General features: G+C 73.5%; 19 protein-coding genes. 7 read left to right on the top strand and 12 right to left on the bottom strand.

Features of this window, described 5'->3' with window-relative positions; genetic code table 11:
* Positions 1-296 precede the first annotated feature (296 nt).
* Entirely contained in the window at positions 297-1,730 is a 1,434-nt protein-coding gene (locus tag AC067N_RS28540) for a cytochrome P450 (protein ID WP_478681749.1), read from the top strand.
* Positions 1,731-1,737: 7 nt separating this feature from the next.
* Here the strand turns inward: AC067N_RS28540 and AC067N_RS28535 are convergent, their stop codons facing one another.
* Positions 1,738-2,643 carry an amidohydrolase family protein gene (locus tag AC067N_RS28535; protein ID WP_478681748.1) on the bottom strand — a complete coding sequence of 302 codons (906 nt, stop codon included), beginning with the start codon at positions 2,641-2,643 and terminating at the stop codon, positions 1,738-1,740.
* Between the two features lie 199 nt (positions 2,644-2,842).
* Between AC067N_RS28535 and AC067N_RS28530 the strand changes: the two genes are divergently transcribed.
* The 4 genes from AC067N_RS28530 to AC067N_RS28515 are packed head-to-tail and all read left to right on the top strand — an operon-like array spanning position 2,843 to position 6,313.
* A complete protein-coding gene (locus tag AC067N_RS28530) occupies positions 2,843-3,988 on the top strand; it encodes an ABC transporter ATP-binding protein (RefSeq protein WP_478681747.1) in 1,146 nt (381 codons plus the stop codon).
* Positions 3,985-4,650, top strand: a complete 666-nt coding sequence (locus AC067N_RS28525) for an ABC transporter permease (RefSeq protein WP_478681746.1) — start codon at positions 3,985-3,987, stop codon at positions 4,648-4,650. Before AC067N_RS28530 ends, AC067N_RS28525 begins: the two co-directional genes overlap by 4 nt.
* Positions 4,647-5,336: an ABC transporter permease gene (locus AC067N_RS28520; RefSeq protein WP_478681745.1), complete on the top strand. Its 690-nt coding sequence runs from the start codon at positions 4,647-4,649 to the stop codon at positions 5,334-5,336. Before AC067N_RS28525 ends, AC067N_RS28520 begins: the two co-directional genes overlap by 4 nt.
* A 56-nt stretch (positions 5,337-5,392) precedes the next feature.
* Positions 5,393-6,313 (top strand): ABC transporter substrate-binding protein, encoded by a 921-nt coding sequence (locus AC067N_RS28515; RefSeq protein ID WP_478681828.1) that lies wholly within the window; start codon positions 5,393-5,395, stop codon positions 6,311-6,313.
* Positions 6,314-6,357: 44 nt separating this feature from the next.
* Here the strand turns inward: AC067N_RS28515 and AC067N_RS28510 are convergent, their stop codons facing one another.
* Positions 6,358-8,109: a protein kinase domain-containing protein gene (locus tag AC067N_RS28510; RefSeq protein WP_478681827.1), complete on the bottom strand. Its 1,752-nt coding sequence runs from the start codon at positions 8,107-8,109 to the stop codon at positions 6,358-6,360.
* A 346-nt stretch (positions 8,110-8,455) separates the two neighbouring features.
* On the opposite strand from AC067N_RS28510, the gene AC067N_RS28505 reads away from it, so the two are divergent.
* Both AC067N_RS28505 and AC067N_RS28500 read left to right on the top strand, forming a co-directional pair.
* Positions 8,456-10,219 carry a serine/threonine-protein kinase gene (locus AC067N_RS28505; RefSeq protein ID WP_478681744.1) on the top strand — a complete coding sequence of 588 codons (1,764 nt, stop codon included), beginning with the start codon at positions 8,456-8,458 and terminating at the stop codon, positions 10,217-10,219.
* A 211-nt stretch (positions 10,220-10,430) separates the two neighbouring features.
* Positions 10,431-13,805 (top strand): pyruvate carboxylase, encoded by a 3,375-nt coding sequence (locus tag AC067N_RS28500; protein ID WP_478681743.1) that lies wholly within the window; start codon positions 10,431-10,433, stop codon positions 13,803-13,805.
* Between the two features lie 314 nt (positions 13,806-14,119).
* Here the strand turns inward: AC067N_RS28500 and AC067N_RS28495 are convergent, their stop codons facing one another.
* From AC067N_RS28495 to AC067N_RS28450, 10 genes are all read right to left on the bottom strand, one after another.
* Positions 14,120-15,730 carry an ABC transporter ATP-binding protein gene (locus AC067N_RS28495; protein ID WP_478681742.1) on the bottom strand — a complete coding sequence of 537 codons (1,611 nt, stop codon included), beginning with the start codon at positions 15,728-15,730 and terminating at the stop codon, positions 14,120-14,122.
* Positions 15,727-16,611, bottom strand: a complete 885-nt coding sequence (locus tag AC067N_RS28490; protein WP_478681741.1) for an ABC transporter permease — start codon at positions 16,609-16,611, stop codon at positions 15,727-15,729. Before AC067N_RS28490 ends, AC067N_RS28495 begins: the two co-directional genes overlap by 4 nt.
* Positions 16,608-17,567, bottom strand: coding sequence for an ABC transporter permease (locus AC067N_RS28485; protein ID WP_478681740.1), 960 nt, complete (start codon positions 17,565-17,567; stop codon positions 16,608-16,610). Before AC067N_RS28485 ends, AC067N_RS28490 begins: the two co-directional genes overlap by 4 nt.
* Positions 17,564-19,153, bottom strand: a complete 1,590-nt coding sequence (locus AC067N_RS28480) for an ABC transporter substrate-binding protein (RefSeq protein WP_478681739.1) — start codon at positions 19,151-19,153, stop codon at positions 17,564-17,566. Before AC067N_RS28480 ends, AC067N_RS28485 begins: the two co-directional genes overlap by 4 nt.
* 188 nt (positions 19,154-19,341) lie before the next feature.
* Positions 19,342-20,169 carry a class I SAM-dependent DNA methyltransferase gene (locus AC067N_RS28475; RefSeq protein WP_478681738.1) on the bottom strand — a complete coding sequence of 276 codons (828 nt, stop codon included), beginning with the start codon at positions 20,167-20,169 and terminating at the stop codon, positions 19,342-19,344.
* Positions 20,166-21,428, bottom strand: coding sequence for an MFS transporter (locus tag AC067N_RS28470; protein ID WP_478681737.1), 1,263 nt, complete (start codon positions 21,426-21,428; stop codon positions 20,166-20,168). The genes AC067N_RS28475 and AC067N_RS28470 overlap by 4 nt, the downstream gene beginning before the upstream one ends.
* Entirely contained in the window at positions 21,412-22,476 is a 1,065-nt protein-coding gene (locus tag AC067N_RS28465; protein WP_478681736.1) for a dipeptide epimerase, read from the bottom strand. The genes AC067N_RS28470 and AC067N_RS28465 overlap by 17 nt, the downstream gene beginning before the upstream one ends.
* Positions 22,473-23,639: a PLP-dependent cysteine synthase family protein gene (locus tag AC067N_RS28460; protein WP_478681735.1), complete on the bottom strand. Its 1,167-nt coding sequence runs from the start codon at positions 23,637-23,639 to the stop codon at positions 22,473-22,475. Before AC067N_RS28460 ends, AC067N_RS28465 begins: the two co-directional genes overlap by 4 nt.
* Complete coding sequence (locus AC067N_RS28455) at positions 23,636-24,484, bottom strand: Rossmann-like domain-containing protein (protein ID WP_478681734.1); 849 nt, start codon at positions 24,482-24,484, stop codon at positions 23,636-23,638. Before AC067N_RS28455 ends, AC067N_RS28460 begins: the two co-directional genes overlap by 4 nt.
* Positions 24,481-25,737: an ATP-grasp domain-containing protein gene (locus tag AC067N_RS28450; RefSeq protein WP_478681733.1), complete on the bottom strand. Its 1,257-nt coding sequence runs from the start codon at positions 25,735-25,737 to the stop codon at positions 24,481-24,483. Before AC067N_RS28450 ends, AC067N_RS28455 begins: the two co-directional genes overlap by 4 nt.
* Positions 25,738-25,746: the final 9 nt, after the last annotated feature.

The raw sequence follows: 25,746 nt of genomic DNA, 5'->3' as shown, positions 1-25,746 counted from the left end.
CTGCCTCCCGTGCACGGTGAGGTCACTGTGGGCGCGGACACGCGAGGGCCGCGTGCGGTGGCGGCTCCGGCGACGCCCGCGGTCCTTCGAGCTTTCCACTCCCGCCACGTGCGTCCCGGACACCCACCGACACCCGGGCGCCGTGACCTTTGGCGGAGGGTGACCCCCTTTGTCATGGCCGCGCCTGTGAATCCGGCTACCCGTCGTTCTCCGGCGAGTTGGCCTGGGGTATGGTCCCCACCGGTTCCGGCTACCGAATGAAGGTGTGCCGGTACGGGGAGTGTCGGAGGGGCGGCATGGCGGTGGAATCCCAGACGGGCGAGGGCGGGTCCGTGGACGCGGACGACAGACGGTTGGAGGCGTTGGATCCCCAACCGCTGCTGACCCGGGACTACGAGATGCGCCCCTCGCTCGTGTACGAGCGGCTGCGGCAGCGGCACGGCGCGGTCGCGCCGGTCGATCTGCTGGGCGTCCCCGCCTGGCTGGTCCTCGGCTACAAGGAGTCGCTGGAGGTGCTCCAGGACGACGACGGCTGGCCCAAGGGACTGGAGAACTGGCGGGCCCGCTCCGAGGGCCGGGTGCCCGCCGACTGGCCGCTCGGCCCCTCCCTGGAGGTCAACCACGTACTGATCCAGGGCGGCCCCGGCTACAAGCCGCTGCGGACGGCGTGGGACACCGCGCTCCGGCCGTTCCAGGACCCGCGCCACCCCCAGGCCAAGCGGCTCAAGGCGGCCGTCACCGCCTGCGCCGACGATCTGATCACCCTGGTGGGCCAGGCCGGCGGCACGGGGCTGGCGGATCTGTCCGCCCAGTTCTCCCGGCCGCTGCCGCTGATGGCGGCCAGCCACCTCCTCGGCTTCCCCGGCTCCCAGGGCGACGACGCGCTGATGGACATGTGGCGGGTCCTGGACGCCGGGCCGGACGCCGAGCCCGCGCTGGAACGACTGCTGGCGGCCCTCGCCGACCTCGCGGCGCAGAAGCTGAGGACCCCGGGCGACGACTTCCCGTCCTACCTCCTCGCCGCGCACCCCGGTCTGTCGCTCGACGAGCTGGCCCGCGAGCTGTTCATGCTGCTGGGCATGACCTCCGACCACGTCGGCATCCTCATCTCCAACACGGTCGTCGAGGTCCTCTCCGGCGAGGGCAGCATCCGCGCCAGTCTGTCCGCCGGCATGGTCAGGGAGACCATGAACCGGGTGGTCATGCGCAAGCCGCCCCTGGTGAACTTCGTCCCGCGCTTCGCCGCCGAGGACACCCGCCTGGGCAACTACACCATCCGCGCCGGCGACCCGGTCTGGGTCTCCTCCGCCGCCGCGCACGCCGATCCGGTCTTCGCCGGCCACGCGGCGACCAACACCACGGTCAGCACGCGCGCGCACCTCTCCTGGGGCGCCGGCCGCCGCCAGTGCCCCGCCCGCGAGCTGGCCTCCACGGTCGCGGCGGTCGGCGTGGGCCGCCTGTTCGAGCGGTTCACCAACCTGGAACTCGCCCTGCCCGTCGACCAACTCCCCTGGCGGTCATCGCCGTTCATGCGCGGTCTGCGCTCGCTGCCGGTCCGCTACGAACTGGCCGCGACCTCCGAGCCGTCGCCGACGGACCTCTCGGAGGCCGGACCCGCGGGGGAGGCGGTGACGGAGTCGGAGTCGGCATCGGTGGCGCGGGATCGTTCCGCCCGGCAGCGCTCCTCGCTGTGGCGCTATCTGACGGGGCTGATCCGCACCGGCCGCTGACCCCGCTTCAGTCCTCGCCCGCGAGCAGCCGCCGGGGATTGGCGATGCGGAAGGCATGGGCCGCGGCTCCGCCCAGGCCGAAGCCGGGATGGAGCGGCGGCTCCGCGTAGGGCCGGTCGGAGCCCTGGACCACCGCGTCCACACCGAGGGCCCGCACGACCGAGCCCACAGCGGTGGGACCGTACGACGACGTCTCCACGAAGACCCGCGGGTCCGCCCCGGCGACGCCCGCGTCACCGCGGGCGGCGAGGCGCTCCCCGTGCAGCGGCGCCAGCCCGGCCAGCAGGGCGAAGCACACCCGCAGCCGGGGATGACGGGCCCGGCCGAAGGCGCGGAAGGCGAACCAGGCGGCGTGCATCTGCTGAACGTACGGCACCATCGCGGGCCACCAGCCGGGTCCCCCGGCCCCGCCGTCGCCCGCCGGGCCGGGATGCACGAACAACGGCAGGCCGCGCTCCTCCAGCAGGTCGAGCAGCGGCGCGCAGCGCGCGAAGCCGACCGCGTCGGCGAGCGCGTCGGCGGGCAGCTGGAGGCCGACGAAGCCCCGGTCGAGGTCCTCGGCCGCCGCGGCCGCGTCGATGTCCCGCACACAGGCGGCGGCCCACGCCCCGAACGGCTCGGGGAGGGCGGCCGCGCCCTCGTGGTAGGCGTCGAGCAGGGGCCGCGCCTGGTCCCGGGGCAGCCACTCGATGCCGAGCGGGGAGGACAGCGAGACCAGCGCCCGGCCGAGGCTGTCGGCGGCGGCCAGCTCCGCACGGCGGGCGATGTCATGGGCGTCCGGCGCGACCTCGAAGGGCGGCTCGCCCTCCAGGAACAGCGTCCAGCCGTCCATGAACGGCGGCTCGCGGCGGGACCGCAGGGCCGCCACCAGCGAGGGGGTCCACAGATGCTGGTGCACGTCGACGTTGGTCATGATGACTCCAGGAAAGCACGACCGCCGGGCGGACGCCCGCGGTGCGCGAAAGGGGAACACAAGCCGCTGGATCCGTACGACCCGGACGTCCCCGGCCCGACATCGTGTGAACGTAACGTGCCGTTCATGAAAGTCCATTGACTGTCATTCAGTCACGGGCAACTGTGCATGAGCATATGCAGTCGGGTGAGGGGCACTCTTGATCAGATTCGACGCGGTGAGCAAGACGTATCCGAACGGCACGACAGCCGTGGACGATGTGACGGTGGAACTGGCCGAGGGCGCCATCACGATCCTGGTCGGTCCCTCCGGCTGCGGCAAGACCACCACCCTGCGGATGATCAACCGCATGGTGGAGCCCACGGCCGGCACGGTCAGCCTGCGCGGCCGGGACATCCGCGAGGTCGACGCGCCCGAGCTGCGCCGGGGCATCGGCTACGTGATCCAGCACGCGGGGCTGTTCCCGCACCGTACGGTCCTCGACAACATCGCGACCGTGCCGCTGCTCCTCGGCTGGGGCAGGAAGAAGGCGCGGGCACGGGCCGCCGAGCTGCTCGAACTGGTGGGGCTGCCCGCCGAGATGGCGGGGCGCTATCCGAACCAGCTCTCCGGCGGGCAGCAGCAGCGGGTCGGGGTGGCCAGGGCACTGGGCGCCGACCCGCCGGTGCTGCTGATGGACGAGCCGTTCAGCGCGGTCGACCCCATCGTGCGGGCCGAGCTGCAGGCGGAGTTCCTCCGGCTGCAGAAGGAGCTGCACAAGACGATCGTGTTCGTCACCCATGACATCGACGAGGCGATCAGACTGGGTGACCGCATAGCCGTGTTCCGCACCGGCGGCAGGCTCGCCCAGTTCGACACGCCCGAGCGGCTGCTCGCCGAACCCGTGGACGACTTCGTCGCCGGATTCGTCGGCCAGGACCGGGGCATCCGCAGGCTGTCCTTCGTCCCGGCCGCCGGGCTGCCGCTGCGTGACGGCCCGGTGCTGCCGTCCACCTCGTCGGTGGCGGCGGCCCGCGCCCTGGACGAGCCCTGGGTGCTCGTCGTCGACGAAGCCCACCGCCCCCTCGGCTGGACCCCGGTCGCCGGACTGCCGGAGAGCGGCACCCTCGCGGACGCGGCCCTGGTCCCCCTCGGGCACACCTTCAGCCTCGTCGGGGACTCGGCACGGGCCGCCCTCGACTCGGCGCTGCTGTCGCCCGCCCGGCTCGCGGTGGGCGTGGACGCCGATGGCGCGGTCGTCGGCGTGGCCGACGCGCACGAGCTGTCCGCCGGAGCGGCCTCCCCGGACCGGGTGGACACGGCCGGGAGCCCGGCGGCCGCCGACGGCGCGGGCGGTGCCCGATGAGCGACGGGGAACCGCTGGTGCGGTGGCAGTGGGTCGCCGACCACACCGCCGAACTGGCCGACTACACCGCCCTCCATCTGCGGCTCGGCCTGCTGCCGGTGCTGTTCGGGCTGATCGTCTCGGTCCCGCTGGGCGTCCTCTGCCATCACCGGCGGCGGCTCTACCCGCCGGTGCTGACCGCGGCGAACGTCCTGTACTCGATTCCCTCGCTGGCCCTGTTCATGGTCTTCGTCCGGTACACGGGGCTGACCGAGCAGACCGTGATGATCCCGCTGACGCTGTACACCCTGTCGGTGCTCGTGCCCAACGTGGTGGACGGTCTCGCCTCGGTCCCCGAACCGGTCCGGCTCGCCGCGACCGCCATGGGCTTCGGTACCGTGCGCCGGGTCGTCCAGGTCGAACTGCCCATCGCCGTACCCGTCGTCATCGCGGGCGTACGCGTCGCCGCGGTCTCCTCCATCAGCCTCGTCGCCGTGGGGCAGCTCATCGGGCAGGGCGGTCTCGGCCACTACATCACGCGCGGGCTCCAGCTCGACTTCCCGACGCCGATCATCACCGCCATCGTGCTGATCATGCTGCTCGCGCTCGCCACCGACGCCCTGCTGGTCCTCACGCAGCGGCTGCTCACCCCGTGGTCCCGGAACAAGGTGACGACGGCATGAACGACTTCCTCAACCAGATCCGGCTCGTGGCCGACTGGCTGACCTCGTCCGCGCAGTGGCACGGCGACGAGGGCATCCCCGCGCGACTCCTCGAGCACCTCACCTACAGCGGTCTGTCGCTGCTCTTCGCCGCCCTGATCGGGCTGTCGGCCGGGCTGCTCGTCGGGCACACCGGCCGTGGGGCGTTCGCCGTGGCGAGCGTCGCGAACCTCGCGCGCGCGATCCCCACCTTCGGCCTGGTCGTCCTCGTCGTCACGCTCGCCGGGCTCAGCACGGCGCCGGTGCTGGTCGCCCTGGTCGCGCTCGCGGTGCCGCCGATCCTCATCAACACCTTCGAGGGTGTCCGGGGCGTGGATCCGGCCGCCAGGGACGCCGCGCGCGGGGTCGGTATGACCGAGTGGGAGGTCCTGGTGCGGGTGGAGGTGCCGATGGCGCTGCCGCTGATCCTGCTCGGCCTCCGGGTGGCCGCGATCCAGGTCGTGGCCACCGCGACCGTCGCCGCCTATCCGGGGCTCGGCGGTCTCGGCCGGTTCATCGTCGACGGGCTCGCCCGTAACGACTACGGGCTGGTCATCGGCGGCTCCACGGTCGTCGTCGCCCTGGCCCTCGTCGTGCAGGCCGCCTTCACCGCGCTGGCTCGGGTCGTCGTCTCTCCGGGGCTGCGCGTCTCGGCGCCGAAATCCTGAACTCCGCTGTTTTTCCGCGCCCTTCGGGCCATGAGAAAGGAACATCCATGCGAGGCATGTACCGAGGCGTCGCCTTCGGCCTGATCACCGCCCTGTCCCTCACCGCCTGCGGCGGCGGAGGCGCCGGCGACGACAATCCGCTCACGGGGGACGGCGGTGGCGGCGGCTCCTCCCTGGTCGTCGGATCGGCCAACTTCCCCGGGAACCAGCTGCTCGCCGAGATCTACTCGCAGGCTCTGGAGGACAAGGGCCTGGAGGTGACCCGCAAGTTCGACATCGGAGCCCGCGAGGTCTACTACGACCAGGTGGTCAAGGGCGGTATCGACGTCTTCCCGGAGTACAACGGCGCGCTGCTGTCGGTGGCGGTCGACAAGAACAGCACGGCGACCGGGACCGAGGAGATCAACGCCGAACTGAAGGCGAAACTCCCGAAGTCGGTGGAGATACTCGACTCCGCCGCGGCCGAGGACAAGGACTCGGTCACGGTGACCGCCGAGACGGCGAGGAAGTACGACCTGAAGACCCTCGCCGACCTCAAGCCCGTCGCGGGCGACCTCACCCTCGGGGCCGGTTCGGAGTTCAAGACCCGCACCCAGGGCGGGGTCGGTCTGAAGAAGGTCTACGGCGTGGAGTTCGGCAAGTTCCAGCCGCTCGACGCGGGCGCCCAGACCACCCTCGTGAAGCTGCTCAAGGACGACAAGGTGCAGGCGGCCAACCTGTACACCACCGACCCCGCCATCGTCGAGGACGAGCTGGTCGTCCTGGAGGACCCGAAGAACCTCTTCTCCTCGCAGAACGTGACGCCCCTCGTCCACAGGAAGGCAGTGGACGGCAAGGCCCGGGAGGTGCTCAACGCGGTCTCCGCGAAGCTCACCACCGAGGACCTGCTAAAGATGATGAAGAAGCTGGTCAACGACAAGGAGGACGCGAGCGTGGTCGCCGAGGAGTGGCTGACGAAGGCCGGCGTCACCGGCTGACCTCCCGGCACCCCCGCACCCTCCGCGCGGGGGTGCGGGACCCGTCATTCCGGGCTGCGCAGCGCGGCCCAGGTGTCGTGGGCGACGACCCCGTCCGCGTTCAGCCCCGCGTCGCTCTGGAAGGCCTCGACGGCGGCCTCCGTCCCGCTGTCGAACTCGCCGTCCACGCCCACGCCGTACCCGCGCTCGCTCAGCATGCACTGCACCTGGAGCACGCGTTTGCCGCTGTTGCCGAGGCGGGTCCGGCCGTTGCCCGAGTAGTAGGTGCAGTCCGTGAGCCAGGCCGGGGTCCCGGAGCCGTCCTGCGGGTCGCTCGGGGTCGGTTCGGGGTCGTCCGGGGCGTCGGATCCGTCGCCGGCCGGGGCGTCCGGATCGGGGTCGGCGGGCCGGTCGTCACCGTCGGGCGTGGAGGCGTCGGGACGCGCCGACGAACGGCCGATGGCGGCGCTGTCGCCCTTGCCCCCGCCGGACGCCTCCGAGAGCGAGGAGCCGCCGCCGTCCGGGGCGGGTGCGCCCTTCGACTTGCCGGCCGTCGAGGGGGAGACCGCTTCGCCGGGTGCGCGCTTCCCGGTCGACCATGTGCCCGCCTCCGGTGAGGCGGTTCCGGAGGAGTCCGGTCGGGTGAGGACGAAGACGCCCGCCGCGACCGCGCAGAGCGCGACCCCGGCGCCACCGACCGTCAGCGCCCGCTTGCGGCGCGTCCGGGTGCGCGCCGCCGGATCTAACGCCGCCCGGCCGCCTGCGGGGGCGGCGGGAGCCTTCTCCGAGGGATCGGCGGAGTCGGGCGCGGCGGGCCGGGACGCCTCGGCGGGGGGCGCCTGCTCCGCCGGGCCCTCGGCGGCCGGGAAGACGGGGGCCTGCACGAGAGGCAGCCGGCCCAGCGCCTCGTACGCCTGTTGCCGGACGAGCACCATGCCGCCCAGCGGCTCGGGCCAGTCGAGGGTGCCGGACGGCCCGGTGCGGGGCTCCGCCGTCCGGACCAGGTCCTGCGGCGCGGGCCGGCGCCCCGGCTCCTTGGCGAGGCAGGACCACAGCAGCGTGGCGAGCGCCTCGTCGGACTCGGCGAGCCCCCGGATCACCTTCGCGTTGGGCTCCTCGAAGGCGACCCGGTGCATCACGTCGACCCCGGTGCCGTCGCCGAACGGGGCGGTGCCCGTCGCCGCGTAGACGAGGGTGCAGGCCAGGGAGAACACGTCCGAGGGCGTGCCGCACTCACCGGTGCGCAGGTACTCCGGTGACATGTAGGCAGGAGTGCCCACCCGGTTGCCGGTCCCGGTGATCGCGCTCGCGTCGGCGGCCTTCGCGATGCCGAAGTCGATGACGTACGCGCGCCGGGCGGACACCAGGACGTTGGACGGCTTCAGGTCCCGGTGCACGATCCCCGCGTCCGAGAGGTCGGCGAGCGCCTGTCCCAGCTCCGCCACGAGCCGCCAGACCGCGCCGGCCCGCAGCGGGCCCTCCTCGTTCACGGCGTCCGCCAGATCGACGCCCGGCACGTACTCGGTGGCCATCCACAGCAGTTCGTCCTCGAACCCCGTGCCGCGCAGCTTCGGCAGGTGCGCGGTGCGCACCCGGTCGTGGACGGCCGCCTCACGCTCGAACCGGCGCCGGAACCTGATGTCCTCCGCGTACTCCGGTCTGATCACCTTCACGGCGACGAGCTCGGGCCCGCCGTCCGCCGGGCGCCCCAGATACACGCGCCCCATGCCGCCGCTGCCGAGCACCCCCAGCGACACATACGGACCGATACGGCCCGGGTCGCCGGGGCGCAGGGGCAGGGCACCCGTCCTGCGCAGCACCGGAGCCTCGTCTGCCGTCGGGCGCGGTGGCACCGGCCGCTGGTCTGACACAACACTCCCGAAGTCACGTTCCGCGTACGTCAGTTCGCTTTCGGAAGTCGAGGCTAGCTCAGCCGGGCTTCAGGTATGCGGTTTCTGTCACTTCCGTAGCACCGCCGTGCCTGAAACGACAGGTCCGATCCGAAGTACGGTGCCCGTCAGGCCGGAGGCGGGCGGGGCTCCTCGCCGCACCACCGGGCGGCGGACGGTACCGCCCGTACCGGTGTCACCGCGCTCGGCTAGAGTCCGGCTCATCCTCGGGCGGACGTGCCGCGCGGGGCCGCGCGCTGGGGGTATCGGCACCATGGAGCCCGAGAGAACGGAACTGCCCGGTTACGAGGTCCAGGAGGTCCTGGGCCAGGGCGGGTTCGCCACCGTGTACCGGGCCCGGCAGCTCGCCGTGTGCCGGGAGGTCGCGCTGAAGGTGGACAGCCGGGTGCTGTCCTCGGCGCGCGACCGGCAGCGTTTCCTCCGGGAGGTCACGGCGGCCGGGCAGCTGTCCGGTCACCCGCACGTGGTGCCGGTGTACGACGCGGGGGTCCTCGCCGACAACCGCCCTTACATGGTGCTGGAGTTGTGCCCGGGCGGCTCCCTGGGGGACCGGTTGCACCGGCAGGGGCCGCTGCCCCTCAAGGAGGCGCGCGACATCGGCGTGGGCCTCGCGGACGCGGTCGCCGCCGCCCATGCCGCGGGCGTCCTGCACCGCGACATCAAACCCGGCAACGTCATGGTCAACCGCTACGGCGGCGTGGCCCTCACCGACTTCGGTCTCGCGGCCATGCCCCGGCCGGACCGCGAACTGTCCGTGACCCGCGAGGCGTTGACCCCCGCGTACGCGCCCCCCGAGGCCTTCCACCTGGCGGAGCCCAGCCCGGCCGGCGACGTCTACTCCCTGGCCGCCACCGTCTACGCGCTGCTGCGGGGCCGCCCGCCCCACTACCCGGACGACGGGACCCAGCTCAGCCTCGCCGAGCTGATCGTGCGCCACACCTGGCCGTACCCGGACGTGCCCGGCGTGCCGGCCGGCCTCAACGCGGCCCTCCGGCACGCCCTCGCTCCCGAACCGCGGCAACGGCTCTCCGACGCGGGCGCGTTCCGTGACGCCCTCGCCGCGGTCGATCTCGACACCGTCGACCTGGGCGGCGCCGGTGGGACCGGTGGTACCGGTGGCTTCGGACCGGCGCCCACCACGGCCACCGTCCCGGCGTACCGGGACGCGGTGCCGTCGACGCCGGCGGCCACGACCGGGGGATTCGGGCCCGCGGGATTCGGGGCAGGTGACCACGGCCGCACCACGTCTGCGAGGGGACCCGGAGGGATCGGTGACACGACTGCGGGTGCCCCGCACGGGGGCGTGGGCGACACGACTGCCGGTGCCGCGCCCGGGGGCGTGGGCGACACGACTGCGGGCGCCGGGACGGGCGGACGCCGTGGCGGCCGGGGCGGGCGCGGGGGAGGGCGACGGCGGCCCCTGCTGATCGCCGTGTTCGCGGCCGTCGCCGTCTCCGTGAGCGTGTCGGTCACCGTGGTGGTGACCCAGCGGAACGGAGAGGGCGACGGCGGGGACCGTGGCTCGGGCTCGACCGCGTCCCCCTCGGCCTCCGCCGCCGACGAGGGCAAGGCCGTGTCCGGCTTCGGCGGGGTGGCGACCACGACCGAGAACTGCCCCGCGACGGAGGTCGACGGAGTGGGCGGCCGGTGCGTCGTCACCCCCGAGTGCTGGAGCGGCATCACCGATGTCTCGGGCCTCATCACCGTCAGCCGCGCCGACTGCCGGACCCGGCACGTCTGGGAGACCTTCGCGATCGCCCCGCTCCCGAAGGACGGCCAGACGAACAACGCGCGCGACCTCGTCAGACACCCCGACGTCAAGGCACTCTGCTCCCGGAAGGTCATGGCCGCGTCCATGGTCCCGAAGGGCCGGGACGTCGCGGACGAGTGGAACGTCGACATCCTGCCGCCGACGGCCCTGGAATGGGACAAGGGGCTGCGCGTCTTCCGCTGCGTGGCCGCGGCGGTCTCGGAGGACGGCCAGAAGACGGGGAGCCAGTTCGCCGTACGGGGGTGACCGTACCCGCGCTCGGCATACAGAACCGGCCATCCGCCCGGCCTCAGGTGGCACTGTGGGACAGGGATCGGGCGAGTCCGTCGCCGACGACTCGCTCCCTTTCTTCGTATCAGTCCGAAAAATACTGGCACTCAGTGACACGACTCTCATGGCACGTGGGCTACATTGCCGCGACCATGGTGTTCCTCATCGCAGGCCGAAGGGATCAGGGATGCTCCGCAAGGTACTGGTCGCCAACCGTGGCGAGATCGCGATCCGCGCATTCCGCGCCGGGTACGAAGTGGGCGCGCGGACGGTCGCCGTCTTCCCCCACGAGGACCGGAACTCGCTGCACCGGCTCAAGGCCGACGAGGCGTATGAGATCGGCGAGCCGGGCCACCCCGTGCGGGCGTACCTCTCCGTCGACGAGATCATGCGCGCGGCCCGCCAGGCAGGCGCCGACGCCGTCTACCCGGGCTACGGCTTCCTGTCCGAGAACCCGGAACTGGCACGGGCGTGCGAGGAGTCGGGCATCACGTTCGTCGGACCGAGCGCCCACATCCTGGAGCTGACGGGCAACAAGGCGCGCGCGGTGGCCGCCGCCCGCGCGGCCGGCGTACCCGTCCTGGGCTCCTCCGAGCCCTCCACCGACGTGGACGAACTGGTGCGCGCGGCCGACGAGATCGGCTTCCCGGTGTTCGTGAAGGCGGTCGCCGGCGGCGGCGGGCGCGGTATGCGCCGTGTCGAGGACCCGGCGGCACTGCGCGAGGCGATCGAGGCGGCGTCCCGCGAGGCGGCGTCCGCGTTCGGCGACCCCACCGTCTTCCTGGAGAAGGCCGTCGTCGAGCCCCGCCACATCGAGGTGCAGATCCTCGCCGACGGCCACGGCGACGTCATCCACCTGTTCGAGCGTGACTGTTCGGTGCAGCGCCGCCACCAGAAGGTCATCGAGCTGGCGCCCGCCCCGAACCTCGACCCGGAGCTGCGGGAGCGGATCTGCGCCGACGCCGTGCGGTTCGCCCGGGAGATCGGCTACCGCAACGCGGGCACCGTCGAGTTCCTGCTCGACCGCGACGGCAACCACGTCTTCATCGAGATGAACCCCCGCATCCAGGTCGAGCACACGGTGACCGAGGAGGTCACCGACGTCGACCTCGTGCAGTCGCAGCTGCGCATCGCCGCCGGCGCGACCCTCGCCGACCTCGGCCTCTCCCAGGAGACGGTCACCCTGCGCGGCGCCGCCCTCCAGTGCCGTATCACCACCGAGGACCCGGCGAACGGCTTCCGCCCCGACACCGGCCGGATCAGCGCCTACCGCTCGCCCGGCGGCTCCGGCATCCGCCTCGACGGCGGCACCACCCACGCCGGTACCGAGATCAGCGCGCACTTCGACTCGATGCTGGTCAAGCTCACCTGCCGGGGCCGCGACTTCACCACCGCCGTCAACCGGGCGCGGCGTGCCGTCGCCGAGTTCCGCATCCGCGGCGTCGCCACGAACATCCCCTTCCTCCAGGCCGTCCTCGACGACCCGGACTTCCAGGAGGGCCGGGTCACCACGTCGTTCATCGAGCAGCGCCCGCACCTGCTCACCTCCCGCCACTCCGCCGACCGGGGCACCAAGCTCCTCACCTATCTGGCCGACGTGACGGTCAACAAGCCGCACGGCGAGCGGCCCGCCCTCATCGACCCGACCGGCAAGATCCCCTCCGTGCCCGCCGCGGAACCCCCCGCCGGGTCGAAGCAGAAGCTCGTCGAGCTGGGTCCGGAGGGCTTCGCCCGCTGGCTGCGCCAGTCGCCGACCATCGGCGTCACCGACACCACGTTCCGCGACGCCCACCAGTCGCTGCTCGCCACCCGCGTCCGCACCAAGGACATGCTCGCCGTCGCCCCCGCGGTGGCGCGGACCCTGCCGCAGCTGCTCTCCCTGGAGTGCTGGGGCGGCGCCACCTACGACGTCGCCCTCAGGTTCCTCGCCGAGGACCCCTGGGAGCGGCTGGCCGCCTTCCGCGAGGCCGTGCCGAACATCTGTCTGCAGATGCTGCTGCGCGGCCGCAACACCGTCGGCTACACCCCGTACCCCACCGAGGTGACCGACGCCTTCGTGGAAGAGGCCGCGCGCACCGGCATCGACGTCTTCCGCATCTTCGACGCGCTCAACGACGTCAGCCAGATGCGGCCCGCCATCGACGCGGTACGGGCCACCGGCACGGCGGTCGCCGAGGTCGCCCTCTGCTACACCTCCGACCTGTCCGACCCGGCGGAGAAGCTCTACACCCTCGACTACTACCTCCGCCTCGCCGAGCAGATCGTCGAGGCCGGCGCCCATGTCCTCGCCGTCAAGGACATGGCGGGCCTGCTGCGCGCCCCGGCCGCCACCAAGCTGGTGTCCGCGCTGCGCCGCGAGTTCGACCTGCCCGTCCACATCCACACCCACGACACGGCCGGCGGTCAGCTCGCCACCTACCTCGCCGCGATCCAGGCCGGCGCCGACGCCGTCGACGGGGCGGTCGCGTCCATGGCCGGGACGACCTCGCAGCCCTCCCTGTCGGCGATCGTCGCCGCCACCGACCACTCCGACCGGCCCACCGGCCTGGACCTGCGGGCCGTCGGCGACCTGGAGCCCTACTGGGAGAGCGTCCGCAAGGTCTACGCCCCGTTCGAGGCGGGCCTCGCCTCGCCGACCGGACGCGTCTACGACCACGAGATCCCCGGCGGCCAGCTCTCCAACCTGCGCACCCAGGCCGTGGCCCTCGGCCTCGGCGACCGCTTCGAGGACATCGAGGCGATGTACACGGCCGCCGACCGCATCCTCGGCCACCTGGTGAAGGTCACACCCTCGTCCAAGGTGGTCGGCGACCTCGCCCTGCACCTGGTCGGCGCCGGGGTGGCACCGGCCGACTTCGAGGCCACTCCCGACCGGTTCGACATCCCCGACTCCGTCATCGGCTTCCTGCGCGGTGAACTCGGCACCCCGCCCGGCGGCTGGCCCGAGCCGTTCCGCACCAAGGCCCTCCAGGGCCGCGGCGAGGCCAAGCCCGTACAGGAGCTGACCGCCGAGGACCGCGAGGGCCTGGAGAAGGACCGGCGCGCCACCCTCAACCGGCTGCTGTTCCCCGGCCCGACCCGCGAGTTCGAGACGCACCGGCAGACCTACGGCGACACCAGCGTCCTCGACAGCAAGGACTTCTTCTACGGGCTCGGCCCCGGCAAGGAGTACGCCGTCGACCTGGAGCCCGGGGTGCGGCTCCTGATCGGTCTGGAGGCCGTGGGCGAGGCCGACGAGCGCGGTATGCGCACCGTGATGGCCACCCTCAACGGCCAGCTGCGGCCCATCCAGGTACGCGATGTCGCGGCCTCCTCCGACATCCCCGCCACCGAGAAGGCCGACCGCTCCGACCCCGGTCATGTCGCCGCACCGTTCGCCGGGGTGGTGACCCTCGCGGTCGCCGAGGGGGACGAGGTGGAGTCCGGCGCCACCGTCGCCACCATCGAAGCCATGAAGATGGAGGCCGCGATCACCGCCCCGAAGGCCGGACGGGTGTCCCGCCTGGCCATCAACCGCATCCAGCAGGTGGAGGGTGGAGACCTTCTCGTCGAGATCCGCTGATCCGGAACGGTGACGCCCGCGCCGGCCGTGGGCGCCGCCCCCGGCGGCCCGGTCCCCCTCGTCCCCCTGCGGACGTGGGCGCCGGGCCGCCGGGGGAACGGGCGACGCCCCCGGCCGGTGATGCAGCCGGACGCCGAACGACGGAGACGGGAGCACCTGGTTCTCGCCGGCCGAAACCGAGGGCACCCCCGGACGACCGGCTGGAGCGGCCTCGTGGCGTCCACGGCTCCGGGGCGGCTGGGCACGCCGGCCTGCGTGGCAACGGCGTGGGGACGGGTGTGGGCCGCTGGACGGGCACCCGGCCGGCGCCGCCGTCAGGGACCCGTGCCCGCGGCCGCACGGGCGGCGGTGGCCATGAGGGAGACGGTGAACGGGTGCCGGGGGGCCGTCAGGATCCGGTGGGTGGGGCCCTGCTCGACGAGTTCCCCGTCGTCCAGGACGGCGATGCGCCGGGCGACGGAAGCCGTGTCCAGGTCATGGGTGATCAGGACCAGGGAGAGGTCGTCGGCACCGTCGAGCAGTCCGGTGAGGACGTCGAGGATGCCCCGCCGGGTGACGGTGTCGAGTCCGGAGGTGATCTCGTCGCAGATGAGGACGCGAGGGCGGGCGAGCAGGGCGCGGGCCAGGGCGGCGCGCTGCAGTTCACCCCCGGACAGCCGGGACGGGCGGCGCAGCACCAGCTCCGCCGGGAGGCCGAGACGCGCCAGGGTGCCGAGCGCCTCCGCCTCCGCCGTGTCACCGTCGACGCCGCGCAGCCGGACCGCCGTTCGGGCGACCTGGTGTACGACCGGACGGTGCTCGTCGAAGGCGGCGCGGGCGTCCTGGAACACGTACTGCACGGCAGCCAGTTGCCCCCGTTCCCGGTCCCGGAGGCTGCGCGGCAGAGGGGCGCCGTCGAGGAGGACCTCGCCCTCGTGGTCGCGGTGCAGCCCCGCCAGACAGCGCGCGAGGGTGGTCTTGCCGCTGCCCGAGCGGCCCACCACGGCCAGGCACTCCCCGGCGCGCAGGTCGAGTTCGGGCGCCCGTACGGCCACGGCCGCCCCACGTCGTGCGCCGTCCCGGTGGCGGGCGGTGAGGTTCCGCACGCGCAGCACGGGCGCCGCCGCTCCCTCCCGGCCGTCCGGCTCGCCCTCGGTCTCCGCTTCCGCCTCCGGGGACGTGGGCCGCGACCGCAGGAGTGCCCGGGTCCACTCGTGCCGGGGCGCGAGCCACAGCCGCCGCGCCGGACCCGTCTCCACGACCCGGCCGTCCCGCATGACGTGGATCTCGTCGGCGAGCGCGCGGACGACGTCGAGGTCATGACTGAGCAGGACGAGCGCGATGCCGCGGGCCGCGACCGCCGTCAGTTGGTCGACGATGCGGCTCCTGGTCAGGGCGTCCTGGCCGGTCGTGGGCTCGTCGGCCACGATGACCCGGGCGCCGAGCAGCAGGGCCTGCGCGAGGACGACCCGCTGCTGCTGACCGCCGGAGAGCTGATGCGGATACCGGCGCAACAGCGCCTCCGCGTCCGGTAGCTGGGCGTCGGCGAGAGCGTGCAGGACCCGCTCGCGGGCTGCCGCCCGGCGTTCGGCCCGGGGCAGGTTGCGCACCTGGGTCCGGGCGGTGTCGGTGAGGAGCGCAGAGACCCGGCGAGCCGGGTTGAGGACGGCCGCCGGGTGCTGCGGCACGTACCCCACCGGCCCGTCGGCCGCCACGCGGACCCGACCGGTGACCCGCGCGCCCGCCGGGAACTCTCCCAGCAGGGCCAGGCCGGTGGTGGTCTTGCCGCTGCCCGAGGCACCCACGAGCGCGGTGACCCGGCCGGGCAGCGCCCGCAGACCCACCCCGTCCACGATCGCCCGTCCGCCGACCTCGACCCGCAGGTCCTCGATCTCGGCGACGGGTTCCCCGGCGGTCCGGCCGACCCCGTCGTGGTGGTGCTTCACGGCTGTCGTTCCTTCCGTACCCGGCGCTCACCGGACGTCTCCGGTGCGGGCTTCTCCAGAGCGGCGTCGAAGAGGAGGTTGGTGCCCGTGGTCAGCGCGACGATCAGCAGCGCGGGCACGACCACGGCCCAGGGCTGCACGAACAGACCGGTACGGTTCCGGTCGACCATCACCGCCCAGTCCGCGGCGTCGGGCTCCACCCCCACCCCGAGGAACGCGGCCGTGGCCACCAGGTACAGCACCCCGGTGAGCCGGGTCCCGGCGTCGGCGCCCAGGGTGCGCAGGATGGCGCGGCCGACACAGCCGAAGGCGGTGCGCCACCAGCTCTCGCCCTGGAGCCGCAGCGCCTCGACCACCGGCCGGGCGGCGGCCTCGGTGGCCGCGGCGCGTACCAGCCGGGCCGCGTCCGGCACGTTGACCAGCGCCACCAGCAGGGCGAGCCCCACCGCGCCCGGCGTGAACACCGAGGCGACCAGCAGGATCAGCAGCAGCGACGGTACGGCGATCAGCACGTCCAGGGGCCGCATCAGCAGTTCCTCCAGCCACCGCCGATGGGTGAGCGCGGCGGCGAGACCGACCGGCAGCGCGACGAGGTAGGCCAGCGCGCCGGCGCCGAGCGCGGTCAGTACGACGGGCCGGCCGCCGTGCAGCACCTGCCCCCACACGTCCCGGCCCACGAAGTCCGTCCCGAGCCGGTGCCCGCCGCCGAGGGTGAACGACACCGCGCGCGGACCGGGTTCACCCGCGAACACGGGACCCAGCAGGGCGAGGAGGAGGGGTACGGCGATGATCGCGACGCCGAGCGCGAAGCGCCCTCTGCGCCGCCCGACCCCGGAACGGGCCGTACGGCGCCCAGCGGCGGTGGTGGAGGCGGTGGTCACGCGGCCACTCCCGCCCGCGGGGCCAGCCGTCGCGCGACCACGTCGGCGCCCAGGTTGAGGACGACCGTCAGCACACCGAACACCACGGCGAGGCCCTGCACCACGGGCACATCGCGTTCGGCCACCGCGTTGAGGAGGACGGTGCCCAGACCGGGGATCACGAAGAGGGCCTCCACGACGATGACACCGCACAGCAACCAGTCGACTGTGCGGGCGAGTTGCTGGGCGGCGGGGGCGAGGGCGTTCGGCAGGGCGTGGGCGTAGCGGACCCGCGCGCCCGGAACGCCGTACCGTCGGGCATGGGCCACATACGGGGAGGCGAGGGCGTCGACCATGCCGGCGCGCACCAGCCGGACCAGGGAGCACACCGGCCGGGACAGCAGCACCAGCACGGGCAGCACGAGCGCGGCCGGGTGGGCGAGCAGATCGGTGCCGTAACCGACGGCGGTCGGCGGCAGCCAGCCCAGCCGCAGCGCGAACACCGTCACCAGCAGCACCCCGAGGGCGAACTCGGGCACCGCGTACACGGCGAGCGTCAGGCCGCTGACGAGACGGTCGACGAGCCCGCCCTCGTGCCGCGCGGCGAGCACACCGAGGCCGAAGCCGATCGGCACGAGCAGGGCCACGGTGAGCGAGGCAAGCAGCAGGGTCGGGCCGAAGCCGTCGGCGATGTACCGGCTCACCGGGCGGCCGGAGGCCAGGGAGGTGCCGAAGTCGCCGTGGAGCAGTCCGGCCGCCCAGTCCGCCAGCCGTTCCAGCACCGGCCGGTCGAGGTGCATGGCCTCCCGGATGGCGGCGATGCGCTCCGGGTCGGGCTGGTCCCCGGCCAGGGCGACCGCCGCGTCGCCCGGCAGCGCCTCGGTGAGCGCGAAGACCAGCAGCACCACGGCCACGGTCTGCGCGACGCCGAGGAGCAGCCGCCGGGCGACGAAGGAGCGCAGGCCGCTTCCGGTCACGCGAGCCACACCTTGTCGAAGCGCGCCCAGTCGAGCGTGTTGGCGGGGGCCTTGGTCTCCACTCCCTTCACGTTCCGGGCGGTGCCGAGGATCCAGTCGGCGAACCCCCAGATGAGGAAGCCGCCCTCCGTGTACAGCCGGCGCTGCATCCGCTCGTACACGGCGGCCCGCTCGGTCCGGTCACGGGTGGACTGCGCCTGCCGGTACAGGGCGTCGAAGTCCTTGTGCCGCCACTTGGTGGCGTTGGTGGTGGATCCGGTCAGCAGCCGCTGCGAGATGTGCGCCTCGATGGGCATCGCGCCGGAGCGGTAGCAGGCGAGGGTGCCGGAGTCGAGGATGTCGCTCCAGTACGAGTCCTTGCTGCCCATCTTCACCTCGACGGTGACACCGGCCTTCGCGGCCTGGTCGCGGAAGATGCCGGCCGCCTCGGTGAACCCGGCGGCGACGGCCGAGGTGTCCAGCCGGACCTTCAGCTTCTCGGCGCCCGCCTGCTTCAGCAGGGACCTGGCGCGGTCCAGGTCCTGCTCGCGCTGCGGGAGGCCGGCCGCGTAGTACTCGTAGCCCTTGCCGAACAGGTCGTTGCCGACGACGCCCGCCCCCGACAGGGCGCCGTCGACGAGTTCCTTCCGGTCGGCGATCAGGAAGAACGCCTCGCGGACCCGCTTGTCGTCGAAGGGCGGCCGGTCGGTCTTCATGCAGAACCCCTGCATGGCGCTGCCCTGGAGCCGGACGATCTCGATCCGGCCCTTGCCCTCGTGGGCGCGCGCGGTGGTGGGGTTCAGCTCGTGGGCGTACTCGACCTGGCCGCCGAGGAGCGCGTTGACCCGGGCGGACTCCTCGTTGGCGACGACGAACTCCAGTTCGTCGAGGTGCGGTGCGCCCTCCCAGTAGTCCTCGTAGCGGCGGAAGAGGGCCGAGCGGCCGGGGGTGAAGGACACGAAGCGGAAGGGGCCCGAGCCGATGGGCTTCCTGTCGAAGTCGCCGGCCTTCCCGCCCGCGTTCTCGGGCACGATGTACGCGCCGAACGCCGCCAGCACATTGGGGAACTCGGCGGTCGGCCGCTTGAGCACGAACTCGATGTCCCGCTCCCCGGTGGCCCGGCTCGCGTCGAGGTCGATGGGCTCCAGGGACGCCTTGGCGCGGTAGGCCTTCTCCGGGTCGGCGATGCGGCGGTAGCTGTAGAGCACGTCCTTCGCCGTCACCGGCCTTCCGTCGTGGAAGGTGGCCTCGCGCAGGGTGACCTTCCAGCGGTCCAGACTCTTGTCGGCCTCCCACTTGGCGGCCAGCCGGGGCTCCGCGGACAGGTCGGCGCCGTAGTCGGCGAGCTTGTCGAACAGCGCCTTGGCCCGGGCGACGTCGGCGAACAGGTTGGCCAGGTGCGGGTCCAGCGTCTCACTGGCCCCGCCGCCCGCGAACGCGGCACGCAGCCGCCCGCCGCGCCGGGGCTTGTCGCCGCCGCTGCCGCCGGCCTCGGAGCCGGTGCCGCCCCCGCCGCATGCCGTCAGGGCGAGCGCGCCGAGCGTGGCGGCGCCGGTGGCGGCGAGGAAACCGCGGCGGCGCAGGCCGGGGAAACGTTTGTCGTGCATGAGGAGTCCTTGTGGGTGTGGTGGTGGATGAGCGGGCGGTGGGGGGAGAGGCGCGCGACGAGGGTCGGCGGGGGGAGGGACGTCGCGCCCGGGTCAGGATCAGCGGGCGGTGAGTGGCGCGGGCGGGTTCCAGCGGGGGCGGTGAGTGGTGCGGACGGGTTCGGGGCGGCGAGCGGTGCGGGCGAGGATCAGCTCGGAGAGGTGAGCCGGGCGACGACGTGCAGACGGTCGGCGTCCGTCGTACGGCCGGGCGACTGCCCTTCCCGCCATGGAGGTTCGGTGCGGGGCCCCGGCCCGTCGTGCAGTTCGAGGACCTCGAAGCCGTGCGAGGCCAGGACATGGCGCAGCTCCAGCGGGAACAACAGCCGCCAGGCGGAGCGCTGTTCGAGGGGCGGTGTGCCGTCGCCGGCGGTCCACACACGGGTACGGCGCAGGAGTTGGGCGGTGCGGTCCACGGTCAGGGTGGTGGTGGAGCGGTAGACGGTGCCCCGCCAGGTGAATCCGTTGACGGCCGGGATCTCGAGCAGATCGGTGCGGCCCAGGAAGTAGGCGCCGTTGCGCATCTCCGCGACCAGCAGCCCGCCGGGGGCGAGCGCCTGGCGGCAGGAGGCCATGAAGCCGTCGAGCTGGTCGCAGGTGTGGCAGTACAGCAGGGAGCTGTCCAGGCACACCACGGCGTCGAAGGACGCCCGGCCCAGGTCGAAGCGGCGCAGGTCGGCCCGTATGTACGCGGGCCCGGGGTGGTGGACACGGGCGTGGGCCAGCATCGCCTCGGAGAGGTCGGCGCCCGTCACCGTACGGCCGGCGCCGTGCAGATGGGCGGCGTCGCGGCCGGTGCCGCAGCCCATGTCCAGCACCCGTGGCCCCGCCCCGTGGCGGCGCAGGCAGTCCTCGGCCCAGCGCCCGGCGAGCCGCTCGGGGTCGGGGAAACGGGCCTCGTACAGCTCGGGGTTGTCGGTGAGGAGATTCCGGGCGTCCGCCCGCTCGGCGGCGTGCCGCTCCCGCGAGGCGGTCATGCGCTGCTCCGTTCGCCGGCCGGGGAGGGGGAGACGGGCATCTGCGGAGAGGGCAGCGCACCCAGCCGGTTCAGCCAGAGGACGCCGCTCGCCGAGACCAGCCCGAACACGGCGCAGCACACCCAGGGCAGCCAGCCGCGGCCGGCGCCCTCCCCTGCGTCCATGGCCCATCCGACGAGGGCGTTGCCGGCGGCCGCGGCCACACCGGAGACGACGTAGAAGATCCCGAAGTAGGTGCCGGTCAGCTCCGGGCGCCCGAAGCGGGGGATCAGCTCCATCACGAACGGGGAGGCCACCATGATCCCGAGGTACAGCAGCAGCGCGCCGAGCAGCACCGGCACGGCGTCGAACCACCCCCCGGGCCCCGCCCCCGCCCCCAGCGCGGGCGGCAGGAACGCCAGCCCCATCACGGCGAGCCCGGCGGCGATCCAACGCCCCCGGCTGCCGCGCGACTTGAGGGCCTGCGTGATCCGCAGCTGAAGCGCGAGGCCGGCGAGGGTGCCGACGAGGAAGACGAGACCGGCCGCGCCGTCCCAGCCGGTGGCCTCCCGTGCCCCGGCGGGCAGCAGCAGATACAGCTGGTTCTCCAGGGTGAACATGCCGACCATGGCGAGCGCGAAGGCCAGGAAGGCCCGGTTGCCGAGGACCTCACGCCAGTCGCCGAGGACACCGCCGCCGCTCGACACCACCGTGCGCGCGGGCAGCACGAGGGCCTGCGCCACGGTGAGCACCGCGAAGATCCCGGCGGCGGTCAGCGCGGAGGTACGGAAGTCCACCAGCAGCAGCGCGCTGCCCAGCAGGGGCCCGACCAGCGCGCCCGTCGTCGCGAACACGTTGAACAGCGCGAAGGCCTCCGCCTTGCGCTCCCCGGCCTCCTGCGCGAGATAGGCCCGCACCGCCGGGTTGAACAGCGCCCCGGCGAGCCCGCTCAGCACCGACGCGGCCAGCAGCACCGGCAGCCCGTCGCCGAGCGCGAACAGCCCGAAACCGACGGTCCGCAGCGCGCACCCGGCGATGATCACGCCCCGTGCCCCGAGCCGGTCGGAGGCGGAGCCGCCGATGATGAACAGGCCCTGTTGGCTGAGGTTCCGCACACCGAGGACCACACCGACGAGGGCCGCCGACATGCCCAGGTTCTCGGTGAGATGGGTGGCCAGATAGGGGATCAGGAGATAGAAACCGACGTTGACGCCGAGCTGGTTGACCAGCAGAAGGCGCACGGCGAACGGGAAGCGACGTATCTCATGCCACGTCCGCACCGGGCACCTCCTGCCTCGGCCGGACTCCGAGCCCCGGCAGTTCACTCGCCCGTACGAACCCGTCGTCGCCGCCGACGCCGGTCCACGGGTCGTGGGCGAGGAGGAGGTGCCCGTCGAGGTCGGCCCAGCGGGCCCGGTCGGCGAGCTGGACCGCCGGGGCGAGACCGAGGCTGCTGGCGGTGAGACAGCCGAGCATCAGATCGGTGCCGCTGCCCTCGACCGCCATGGCGATCCCCAGGGCCGCGTGGACGCCGCCGCACTTGGCCAGCTTGACGTTCACCCCGTGGACGCGCCCGGCGAGCCGCCTTACGTCCTCGGCGCTCACGGCGTCCTCGTCGGCGATCACCGGCAGCGGCGAGCGCTCCGCGAGTGCGGCCAGCGCTTCCGGGTCGCCCGGGACGAGGGGCTGTTCGACGGCCTCCACGCCCAGTTCCGCGAAGCGCGGCAGCAGGGCGTCCGCCCGGGCCGCCGTCCAGGCACCGTTGGGGTCGAGGAGCAGCCGCACGCCGGGCGCGGCGTCACGGACGGCGCGTACGCGCGCGAGGTCGTCCTCCGGATCGGGGGCGCCGGCCTTGATCTTGAGGACCTGGAAGCCGGTCGCGGCGAGTCGGCGGGCCTCGGCGGCGGCACGCCCCGGCGCACTGATCCCGATGGTCCGGGCGGTGGCCGCGACCGGGGACGACGGTGCGCCCAGCAGCCGGTGGACGGGACTGCCCGCCCGCTTCCCGACGAGGTCGAGCAGCGCGGCGTCCACGGCGGCGGTGACGGCCGGCGGGGTGTCCGCACCCGTCAGTTCGCCGTCCACCAGGGCCCGGAGCGCGCTCTCCGGGTCGGGGAAGCGCGCCAGGTCTGCCGCGGCGGCTGTGAACAGCCGTCCGAGGGCGGCGGCGTCGAGGCCGTAGTACACGCTGGTGACGGCCTCGCCGTGGCCGCGCAGCCCGTCGTGGTCGACGGTCAGCCACACCGCCTCGCGGGCGGCCATGGTGGAGCGGGAGATGCGCAGCGGCTCGGCGAGGTCGAGACGCACGGTGCGCTGGGTGACCTTCACAGGCTCTCTTCCGGTACGGGTGGGGCGGAGGGGACCCGGCGCCGGCCGGCGGTCGGGGCGGCGGCGGAGGCGGGGTCCGCGGCGGGCGGGACGGCGGGCACCGCGAGCGGGTCGCTGACCCTGCGGCACCGGACCCAGCCGACGGCCTCGGCCGCGCCCGGGTGCGGGATCTCGACGGGCCGTACGGCCGCCGTGGCGGGGTCGATGCCGTGCGCGGCGGCGAAGTCGTCGTCGTAGACGCTGCCGAGGTAGCGGTGCGGTCCGTCCGGGAAGACGGTGGCGACGACGGCGCCCGGATGGACGCGGGCCGCCCAGGCGGCGACGAGCGCGACCGCCCCGGTGCTCCAGCCGCCGCTGACGAAGCTGCCGCGGGCGAGCCGCCGGCAGCTGTCAGCGGCCTCCGCCGGACCGACCCAGTGCACCTCGTCGAACGCCTCGTAGGCGACGTTGCGCGGATGGATGCTGCTGCCCAGCCCGCGCATCAGCCGCGGCCGGGCCGGCTGCCCGAAGATCGTGGAGCCGGTGGAGTCGACACCGATCAGCCGCAGTGCGGGCCAGTGCCGCCGCAGCGGGCCGATGATGCCCGCACTGTGCCCACCGGTGCCGACACTGCACACCAGGACGTCCAAATGGTCCAGCTGCACGGCGAGTTCGGCGGCGAGGGAAGCGTAACCGGCGGTGTTGTCGGGGTTGTTGTACTGGTCGGGCCAGTACGCGCCGGGCAACACGGTGAGCAGTTCCCGCAGCCGGGCGAGGCGTGCGGCCTGCCAGCCACCGCGCGGTGCGGGGCGGTCGACCAGCTCCAGTCGTACGCCGTGCGAGCGCAGCAACTGCCTCATGGAAGGCTCCAGTTCGCTGTCGCCGACCAGTACGACCGGATGGCCGAGGGCCTGCCCGGCGAAGGCCAGGCCGATGCCCAGCGTGCCGGACGTGGACTCCACCACCGGGGCGCCCGGCCGTAGTTCACCGCGCTCGCGGGCGCCCAGCAGCATGGACAGGGCGGCCCGCGCCTTCATGCCGCCCGCCGAGAGTCCTTCGAGCTTCGCCCAGAACCCGGGGTGCGGGCCGGGAAGGTCGGCGGTGATCCGCGCCAGCGGCGTACGTCCGACGAGGGACAGCAGTTCCGGCCGGGCGACGGAACGCAGGACGGTGGACGAGGTCACCGGCCACCTCCCGGGCCCGGACGGTCCAGGCGGTAGCGGTGCAGGACACCCGGGCCCGCGTCCAGCCAGAAGAACGGGTACGGCTCGGCGCAGACCGCGCTCACCCCGTGTCCGAGGAAGCGGGGCAGCACCGCGCTGCCGGTCTGCGCGAACATCACCAGCTGCTTGCCGTGCCGCAGCGCGTGGCGCCGCAGCGGCTCGAAGGTGTCGTTGCCGAGCGTCATACCGGAGACGAGCAGCGCGTCACAGCGGTCGGCCGCGCCGAGCGCGTCGGTGACGACCTCCTCGCCCCACTCCGTGACGCCGCCCTTGAGATCGCACGGCACATAGCGGAGATCACGCGAACGCAGAGCTTCCAGAAGGGAGTTGACGACTCCGACGACCAGTACCACCGAGCCCGGCGGCAGGTCGAGCAGCTCGACGACCGCGTTCGCCCGCGCCCGGGACTTCTCCAGCGACGTGCCGGCCGGCAGGGGGAAGGGACGCGCCCCGTGCTCGGGGGTGTGCGGGGCGACGTGCATCAGATAGGCGTCGAGCGCGGCCACCCGCACCGGCGGCAGCGGATGGTGCAGCAGCCGGGCCACCTCGGCGCCCACGCAGTCGTCGATCGCCGTGTCGGGCAGGGTGCCCGGCTCGACCGCGCAGGAGCCGACGGCACCGGCCAGGCGCAGGCTGAGCACCTCGTTGCGGTAGCCGGTGCCGCGCCCGTCGTGCCGTACCGCCTGCCGGGTCGCGAAGGCCACCGCGATCCGCAGGGTCCCCGGTTCGGGGCCGAGTTCTCCCGCCCGGACCCGTTCCAGCAGCTCCTCGTACGTGGCCGCGCGGGCCTTCGTCGCGGCGGTCACCGGATCACCAGGCCGGCGTTCAGCTCGCCGAGCAGTGCCTCGACCTGATCGCGCGCGCCCTGCCCGCGGGGGTCGCCCACCATGACGTGGCCCAGGTACTCGTTGTTGCTGCCCGCCGACCTGACCTGCCGGCCCGGCTCGGCGAGCTGCGCCTCCAGTACACCGTCGGCGCCCTTGAGCGGGGCGTCGTCCAGGGCGTCGAGCGTGCCCGACCTGTCGGGCACGAGGAAGCCGACGGCCGCGCTGCGCAGCCCGGTGTCGCGGCGCAGCAGGTCGGGTGCGCGGCCGAGGGCGACCTCGACGGCGGCCGCGGCGAGGTCGATGCCGGTGACATGCCGGACCAGCTCGGTGATGCGGTTCCCGGCGGGCCGGGGGTTGACCTCGACGACGCGGGGTCCCTCCGGGGTCAGCTTGATCTCGGTGTGCGCCACGACGCCGTCGGTCAGCCCGAGCGCCTTGAGCGCGCTCAGCGCCGTCTGCTCGGCGGCGTCCATGTCGGCAGACGGCAGGGCGGCGGGGAACATGTGCCCGGTCTCGATGAACGCCGGTGCCCCGCCGATGCTCTTGTCGGTCACCCCCACGGCGTGCACCGACCCCGCGTACGACACGGTCTCGACGCTCACCTCCGGACCGGTCAGCAGCTCTTCGAGGAGTACGGCGGGCACCCGCCGCTGCCCGCGTGCATTCAACGGGAAGCCGGCCAACGCCTCCACCGCGGAGGCCAGTTCGGTTTCGTCATCGACTCGGCGCACGAACATCCCCGCACACAGGTCGACCGGCTTCACGACCAGCGGATAGCCGATCTCCCGCGCAGCCCGAGCGAGGTCGGCCCACTCCTCGTGCACGGCGAAGCGGGGCCCTGGCACTCCCGCGTCGGTGAGGACGCGACGCGTGGCGTCCTTGCGGCACGCGTCCTCGACGGCCTCAGGGCCGGGACCGGGCAGCCCGAGCCGCCCGGCGATCCGGGCGACGGTCGGGAGGTAGTAGTCGCAGGAGGAGATGACCCCGTCGAAGCCGAACACCGTGTGCAGCCGCTCGACCTCCGGCAGCAGGGTGTCGACGTCGTTGGTGTCGGCCGTGATCACGTTGCGTGCCCCGAGCAGGGGGTGCGCGGTGCCCTCGGGGGCCGGGCGCAGATAGTGGTGCAGGTCGCGGGTGAGGAAGGTGAACTCGTGTCCGCTCTCCCTAACCGCCCGTGGCAGCAGTCTGCTCATCGATCCGACCCAGCTCTCGACCACCAACAGATGAGCCACGGCTCCCCT

This window comes from Streptomyces sp. NPDC042364 (assembly GCF_056437585.1).
This window is presented reverse-complemented; position numbering and strand designations above follow the sequence as displayed.

What these genes read in the sequence shown, in the direction of transcription:
- AC067N_RS28480 (WP_478681739.1), bottom strand. Translation starts at nt 19,153, where the DNA reads ATGCACGACAAACGTTTCCCCGGCCTGCGCCGCCGCGGTTTCCTCGCC.
- AC067N_RS28500 (WP_478681743.1), top strand. Translation starts at nt 10,431, where the DNA reads ATGCTCCGCAAGGTACTGGTCGCCAACCGTGGCGAGATCGCGATCCGC.
- AC067N_RS28515 (WP_478681828.1), top strand. Translation starts at nt 5,393, where the DNA reads ATGTACCGAGGCGTCGCCTTCGGCCTGATCACCGCCCTGTCCCTCACC.
- AC067N_RS28505 (WP_478681744.1), top strand. Translation starts at nt 8,456, where the DNA reads ATGGAGCCCGAGAGAACGGAACTGCCCGGTTACGAGGTCCAGGAGGTC.
- AC067N_RS28540 (WP_478681749.1), top strand. Translation starts at nt 297, where the DNA reads ATGGCGGTGGAATCCCAGACGGGCGAGGGCGGGTCCGTGGACGCGGAC.
- AC067N_RS28525 (WP_478681746.1), top strand. Translation starts at nt 3,985, where the DNA reads ATGAGCGACGGGGAACCGCTGGTGCGGTGGCAGTGGGTCGCCGACCAC.
- AC067N_RS28535 (WP_478681748.1), bottom strand. Translation starts at nt 2,643, where the DNA reads ATGACCAACGTCGACGTGCACCAGCATCTGTGGACCCCCTCGCTGGTG.
- AC067N_RS28475 (WP_478681738.1), bottom strand. Translation starts at nt 20,169, where the DNA reads ATGACCGCCTCGCGGGAGCGGCACGCCGCCGAGCGGGCGGACGCCCGG.
- AC067N_RS28520 (WP_478681745.1), top strand. Translation starts at nt 4,647, where the DNA reads ATGAACGACTTCCTCAACCAGATCCGGCTCGTGGCCGACTGGCTGACC.